This window comes from Paenibacillus sp. 01T442 (genome assembly GCF_056398345.1).
Genome location: NZ_JBFTPF010000141.1, coordinates 1 through 6,711, shown reverse-complemented (window position 1 = coordinate 6,711; position 6,711 = coordinate 1). Strand labels below are relative to the sequence as shown.

Below are 6,711 nucleotides of genomic sequence, written 5' to 3'. Positions count from 1 at the left end.
GTCGGTACAATTACAGGTATCCTTACGCTCTTTCCCTATCAGCAGTGGAAGAATAGTCATTCTATCCATCATGCAACGAGCAGCAACCTCGAGAAACGCGGAATAGGTGATATGTGGGTGCTTACCGTCGACGAATATGCGGCATCTTCCGTATGGGTCCGAATGGCATATCGGTTATATCGGAACCCATTCATTATGTTCGGACTTGGTCCCATCTTTTTGTTTCTATTTACAAATCGTTTTAATRCGAAAGGTGCTAGAAGCAAGGAAAGAATCAGTACGTATATGACGAATGTTTCCATCCTTGCTTTATATGGGTTACTGATCTGGATAGTTGGATGGCAGTCGTTTGTTCTGATTCAAGCTCCGATTATGTTCGTAGCAGGCTTGATGGGAATCTGGCTGTTTTATGTGCAACATCAGTTCGAAGACTCCTACTTCGAGAAGGAAGATGAGTGGAGTTATGTGAAAGCCGCGGTAGAAGGAAGCTCCTATTATAAGCTGCCGAAGCTGCTACAATGGATTACTGGAAATATTGGGTTTCATCATGTTCATCATTTGAGTCCGAAGGTGCCCAATTATAATTTGGAAAAAGCGCATAATGCAACGCCTCCACTTCAAAAAGCAACGACTATAACAATCGGCACCAGTTTGAAGTCGCTAAGTTTTAAACTATGGGATGAGCGTAATAAAACGTTTGTCGGTTATAAAAATAAAAAGCAGGTAAACCTTAAGGAAAATGAGCATGATCCTTTGACTAACAAAATAAACATAAAAGTCCGTAAATCAACCTTTCAAGGGCAATAAATACATCGTTTCATGTTTATGTTAAAATATAAGTAAAACTATGTTGGAGAAAAAGAGGCTAAACGGACTATGCAAAAGTGGTATCAAATTTTTCACAAAAACACCGGCATTAGTCCGTATGTGTGGGTTGTCTTTTATATCCTTCCTTTTTATTTTATATTTCGTTCTTCTACCACATACCACATCGTGTTAGGCACGATCATGATCATGGTTTTCTTTAGTTGCTACGTGCTGTCCTTCGTATCTAAAGGATGGATTGTGTACTTTTGGACTAGCGTACAAATTATTATTTCGATTATTATGGGCATCGCCTTCAGCTATGTGTACTTCTCACTGTTTATAGCATTTTTTATTGGTACCATGAAAAGTCGAGCAGGATTTATTACGTTGTACTGCATACATCTAGTTACCACCATTGCAACGGTTAACTATGGATTGGTATCCCAAAATCCTGTGTATTTTAACCAATTGCCCTTTATCATCATTTGTGTAATTGCCGTTATCCTCATTCCTGTCACGACGTTCAACCGGAATAGGAGTGAACAACTCCAGGGACAGCTAGAGGATGCAAATAAGCGGATTTCCGAATTGGTAAAGTTAGAAGAGCGCCAACGARTCGCCCGCGACTTACACGATACACTTGGTCAGAAACTCTCATTAATTGGTTTAAAGAGTGATTTGGCTGGGAAATTAATTAGCAAAAATCCGGCGCAAGCACAAATCGAAATCAATGATGTACGTCAGACAGCTCGAATTGCGTTAAAGGAAGTTCGAGAAATCGTAACGCAAATGCGTGGTACAAGACTAGTGGAAGAGATGTTTCGAATCAAACAGATTTTGAAGGCTGCAGAAATTGACCTCATTGTAGAGGGAGATCCGAAGTTAACCAACACGTCTCTGATCAATGAAAACGTGTTGAGTATGTGTTTGAAGGAATCTGTTACGAATATTATCAAACATAGCAGTGCTACTTCATGTTCAATCTCTATTGAACCATCACCAAGCGATCTCGTTATTAAGGTCGAGGACAATGGGGTTGGGATGACGAAAGAATGTCTTGTGTTACTTGGAAATGGCTTACGGGGTATGAAAGAGCGACTAGAGTTTGTAAACGGCTGTATGGAAATTGTCTCAGACAAAGGAACCATGATTGTTATAAAAGTTCCGAATGCTATCATACCACCAGAAAGGGAGGTGCGGATATGATCCGAATTGTGATTGCCGAGGACCAGCGGATGCTGCTTGGCGCACTTGCTTCCTTACTTGATTTGGAAGAGGATATGCAGGTCGTTGGTAAAGCGAGCAATGGCGAGGATGCTGTCAAACTAGTTAAACTGCATAAGCCAGATATTTGTGTCATGGATATTGAGATGCCCATCATGAACGGTTTAGATGCGGCGGAAGAACTAAAGGGAATGGGTTGCAAAGTCATTATCTTGACTACGTTTGCTCGTTACGGGTATTTTGAGAGGGCCGTCAAGGCAGGAGCCAACGGTTATTTGTTGAAAGATAGCCCAAGCGAGGAACTCGCTACCTCGATTCGGAGCGTTATGGCTGGCAGACGAATTTATGCGTCAGAGCTAGTAGATGAGACTTATCATGAAGAAAATCCTTTGACCGAGCGGGAAAAGGAAGTCTTGAACCTGATCGCCGATGGGAAAAACACGAAGGAAATCGCTGATCACATGTATATTACAAGAGGTACTGTTCGCAACTACATTTCCGTTATTCTCGATAAGCTCAATGTCAGTAACCGAATTGAGGCTATTATGCGTTTCAAAGAGAAGGGCTGGTTCAAATAGTTTATTTAGTTAACGTGCTAGGGTATAATCACCTCATGCGGTGACGTACTTGTTGAGGCCGGTCACCGTGAGGGATCGGTAAATTTAGGCGGAAACACGTGAGCGACAGCTTTCGTCCTTGTTGAGGACGAGGGCTTTTTTTGTTTTCATAAATTTTGAATTAGGAGGAAATGGATCATGAGCATATTTATTGGAGGAGCATGGCCTTAGGCTAACGGATCACTTCACTTAGGACGGGTAGCGAGTTTACTTCCAGGAGACGTGATTGCAAGGTATTTTCGGCTAAAGGGAGAAGAAGTACTTTATGACCACTTGGACATATGTCGAGTGTCCGGCTGGAAGAGAGCTAAGCCAAGTTGAAGTATTGTTCCAACGGATTAATGTAAGCCAAATTGAAGAGGAGGTACAACGACTGAAAAGCATTTGATTGATTATATAAGCATGCAAAATAGAGCCCATCTGCTGTGGATCTGCTGGGCTTTATTTTTATACTCGCTTATTTTTCACTTTGATGTTTTCTTCATTACTAGGCTTAATAGCGAATAAAGCAAGAAGCGCAGCAACAACACATGTACCCGAGATGCTGTAAAACATAAGTTGTGATGACATCTTCATAAGGACTGAAGCCAGTGGAGGGCCTAACGCAACGCCAATGAATCTCATCGAACTATAGATAGAAGTTATTGTGCCTCGTTCTGCTTTATCAATCCCTTCCGTTATCAGCGCATCTAAGCAGGGAAGTGTGACACCAATGCCAATGCCGGCAATACTAACTAAAGTAAGCAATACGTATAGAGATTGTAACATGCCAGAAATAACAAGTGCTGCAGTCACAATAGCTACGCCACTAAAAGTAATCCACTTCATTAACWTCTTGTTTTCACCAATTTTTTTGCCAGTTAGGAAAGATGCAAGACATAGCGCTGCCGAAGGGATGGCAATAACACAGCCTTTCCATATGCCTTTAATCTGATATTTGTCTTCAAGTGTGTCCGATAAATAAAACAATGTCCCAAAAATGACAAACATACAGATGCAACCAATGGCGAAAATTGCAGATAACCAACGACCATTCTTCGAAAATATTTGCTTAAGGTTTTGAAGAAAGTGACTAAATCTAACTATTACTTCTTTCTCATCTTTTTTCTTAGGGGATTTAACTAGAAAGGCAACTAATAGTGTAGATACCACACACAACACAGGGATGGTGAGAAAGGGGAGAAACCACACCACGAAAGCCAACACCGATCCTAGAATAGGACTCAGAACTTTGCCTAGCGTGTTGGCCGTTTCTACAATCCCCAGGCTTTTACTGACTTCACTTTCGTGTTGGTACATGTCACCGACAAGTGGCAGTACAATGGGGAAAGCTCCCGCCGCGCCTACTCCTTGTAACGCTCGTCCTAGCATAATGACTACATAAGGGTGTTCCAGCCACCATGCGCCTAAACCAGAAATCAAACCACCAAAGCCAGTTATGAGTAAACTGGGGATAATAATGATCTTCCTGCCGAAGCGATCCGACAAATACCCCGCAATCGGTATAAGTAAGATAGCCACTGCTGAGTAAATCGTAATTAATAAGCTCACTTGGAATGAAGTTATTTGTAATTTGTTGCGAATAGATGGTAGGACGGGAATAAGCATAGAATTTCCCAACGTCATAATTAAGGGGATGGACGCAATAGAAAGTAGACTCCATTTATTTGTTTTCATAATCCAGTGCCTAAACCTAGCCATAAGAAATGCACGTTATCACCTCTTGCATTAATTTGCGCAATCATTATCGAATTAATCCCATTAATCCAGTTGGTATTTAATTAATAATGAATTGGATAAAGCGAAAGCACGAAGATCCCCAGAGCTGTTAGTTTGTGCGAATTATTAAGATATATCAACCAGGAAGATAAGGCAGGAAGGAATAGGCATGTACATCATCATGCATAATAAGGTTTAACAGAATATACATAACAAAATGAATATGAAATAAGTTAGGAGCCATAAAATGAAAACAATAGTAATACCGAGTTTATTTGTTTGTTTGAGTATTGCAACTGCCATGTCATTTCCAATTTACTATGCACTAAAAGGAAGATGAATCTAAAAATACTATCTTTTGTCGTAAAAAGAGACTACTGAAGGTTACGCTTCGGTAGTCTCTTTGCTGCAAAATCTGTCTGCAAAATAACAACAGAAATGGAAGCACATTTCGATTGAATCGATTCATACGTATTCCTGTGATCGCATTTTTATGGCTGTACCTACATTTGGTCCCGATGCTGCGTGGGTTCGCCAGTAGTTGGAAGACGAAGCCTGGTTAGCACTTCCTGCAGTTCAAGCAGGGCGAGTTCATTATATCGATTTCTCGTTGGCCAATTATAATCCAATCTGAGGCAACAAAGAAGCAAGATCATAAGTATCACTAATTTCAGAAAAAAAGCAGTAGCTGAGGGGTTAAAAGTATTTTATAGCGGCGTTATTATGCTTGCCCTTCTTCCAACGATATACGGAGCTGATTGGCCTGAGAGAGGTTGGTGCTAATAATTTAGCACGGTAACTAGCGTTCATAGCTAAACGAAATTGGCAGCCAACCCAAGTGGATTGGTTGCCTTTTTTTAAAAATGACGGTAAGATTCATTCTCAATTAGTTACATACTTGAATAGTTCGAAGGCTACAGTTAAGATTTCTAGTAAATGTTTTTCATGAAACTTTGCAAGCATCGCGGATTCATATGGAGTCAAACGAAGATTCACACGCACTCAGTAAGTCAAAGCCCAAATCGGACTAGAGTTAGAAGCAATCACGATTGCACAATTCAAGAAGCGTTCCGCGTTTCAGCCGCTACGGCGCGTTGCGCCCTCTCTGCTGGCAGCAGCAAGAACAAGACTGCCAGGAGAGAAGCCGTCAGGAAAACGGCCGAACCCACGAGCGAGACGGAGATCGCATGGGAAAAAGTCATATCTGAAGGAACTTCCTGTCGGTTCGCCGCCTCGAAGACGGCGATCAGGACTGCGAGTCCGAGCGACGCGCCGGTCTGATGAGCGACGTTGACGAGCCCTGACGCTGCTCCTGCATCCTTGGCTTCCACACCGGACAACCCTAGCGTCGTAAAAGGCTGAAAGATCATTCCAGCACCACCCCCMATGACGATCAAAGGGAAAAACAGATGAGGAAGAAAACTCGAATCAGCCGAAATGAGGCTCAGCCAGCTTGTTCCAGTGATCGCGATTATCAACCCGGCGATTAATACTTTTGCATGACCGAATCGGGCTAAAAGCGTAGGCATGGCATACATCATCCCGAACTGAACGACCGTGAACGGCATGATCGCGAGTCCAGCCTGCAAAGAATTGAAATGAAGGACCTTTTGCAGAAACTGCGGAACGAAGAAAAAGATCGGATAATTTCCACACAAGAGCAACAGCCTACCCAAATAAGCTCCGGATCGTGTTCGGCTTGCGAACAGACGAAGTGGGGTAATTGGCTCTTTCGCCCGTGCTTCGACCCGTACGAAAGCCGCTAGCGAGACACCTCCGAGAGCAAGCGAACTCCATACTTCCGGCGCTTTCCATCCGACAGACGCGGCTTGAACGAACCCGAATGCCAGTGCCGTCATGCCGATCACCGACGTCATGGCTCCCATGATATCCAGTCGCCCCGCTTTCGTCTCCGTCTCCTGCATATACCGAGGCACCATAAGAAGCAGAGCGACGCCGATCGGTACGTTGAGGAACATCCCGGCGCGCCAAGATATTAGATCCGTCAACAATCCGCCAATGATTAGACCAACGCTGCCGCCGGCTCCCGATACGGCGCTGTAAACAGCAATCGCTTTCGTCCGTTCCCGGCCTTCCGAGAAGCTTACGGACAACAGGGCGAGTGCAGACGGAGTCRCCATCGCTGCGGCCAATCCTTGCAAAGCGCKTGCTGCAAGCAGAATCGAAGCGGACGGCGCCAAGCCGGCCAACATCGAGGCCAGCGAAAACAAGGCGATCCCCGCGGTGAATGTTTTTCTCCTTCCTAGGATGTCCCCCGCTCGAGCGCCTAACAACAAGAAGCCTCCGAACGCCAAAATATAAGCGTTTTGCACCCAAGTCATGG

Annotated in this window: 6 protein-coding genes and 1 pseudogene; 5 read left to right on the top strand and 2 right to left on the bottom strand. The window is 43.6% G+C overall.

All coding sequences use genetic code 11. The annotated features are described in order from the left end of the window. From AC1DLM_RS34235 to AC1DLM_RS34215, 5 genes and pseudogenes are all read left to right on the top strand, one after another. A partial coding sequence (locus AC1DLM_RS34235; RefSeq protein WP_477572487.1) for a fatty acid desaturase occupies positions 1-807 on the top strand: 807 nt, incomplete at its 5' end. A 69-nt stretch (positions 808-876) separates the two neighbouring features. Further along, complete coding sequence (locus tag AC1DLM_RS34230) at positions 877-2,013, top strand: sensor histidine kinase (protein ID WP_477572486.1); 1,137 nt, start codon at positions 877-879, stop codon at positions 2,011-2,013. Continuing rightward, positions 2,010-2,609, top strand: a complete 600-nt coding sequence (locus AC1DLM_RS34225; RefSeq protein WP_477572485.1) for a response regulator — start codon at positions 2,010-2,012, stop codon at positions 2,607-2,609. Before AC1DLM_RS34230 ends, AC1DLM_RS34225 begins: the two co-directional genes overlap by 4 nt. Before the next feature lie 177 nt (positions 2,610-2,786). Continuing rightward, a pseudogene (locus tag AC1DLM_RS34220) lies at positions 2,787-2,915 on the top strand (class I tRNA ligase family protein); the annotation flags it as partial. After that, positions 2,914-3,036 (top strand): hypothetical protein, encoded by a 123-nt coding sequence (locus tag AC1DLM_RS34215; protein WP_477572488.1) that lies wholly within the window; start codon positions 2,914-2,916, stop codon positions 3,034-3,036. The pseudogene AC1DLM_RS34220 and the gene AC1DLM_RS34215, both read left to right, overlap by 2 nt. Before the next feature lie 59 nt (positions 3,037-3,095). Here the strand turns inward: AC1DLM_RS34215 and AC1DLM_RS34210 are convergent, their stop codons facing one another. Beyond that, positions 3,096-4,325: an MFS transporter gene (locus tag AC1DLM_RS34210; protein ID WP_477572484.1), complete on the bottom strand. Its 1,230-nt coding sequence runs from the start codon at positions 4,323-4,325 to the stop codon at positions 3,096-3,098. Positions 4,326-5,425: 1,100 nt separating this feature from the next. Next, the coding region (locus tag AC1DLM_RS34205; RefSeq protein WP_477572483.1) for an MFS transporter at positions 5,426-6,711 on the bottom strand (1,286 nt) is incomplete at its 5' end.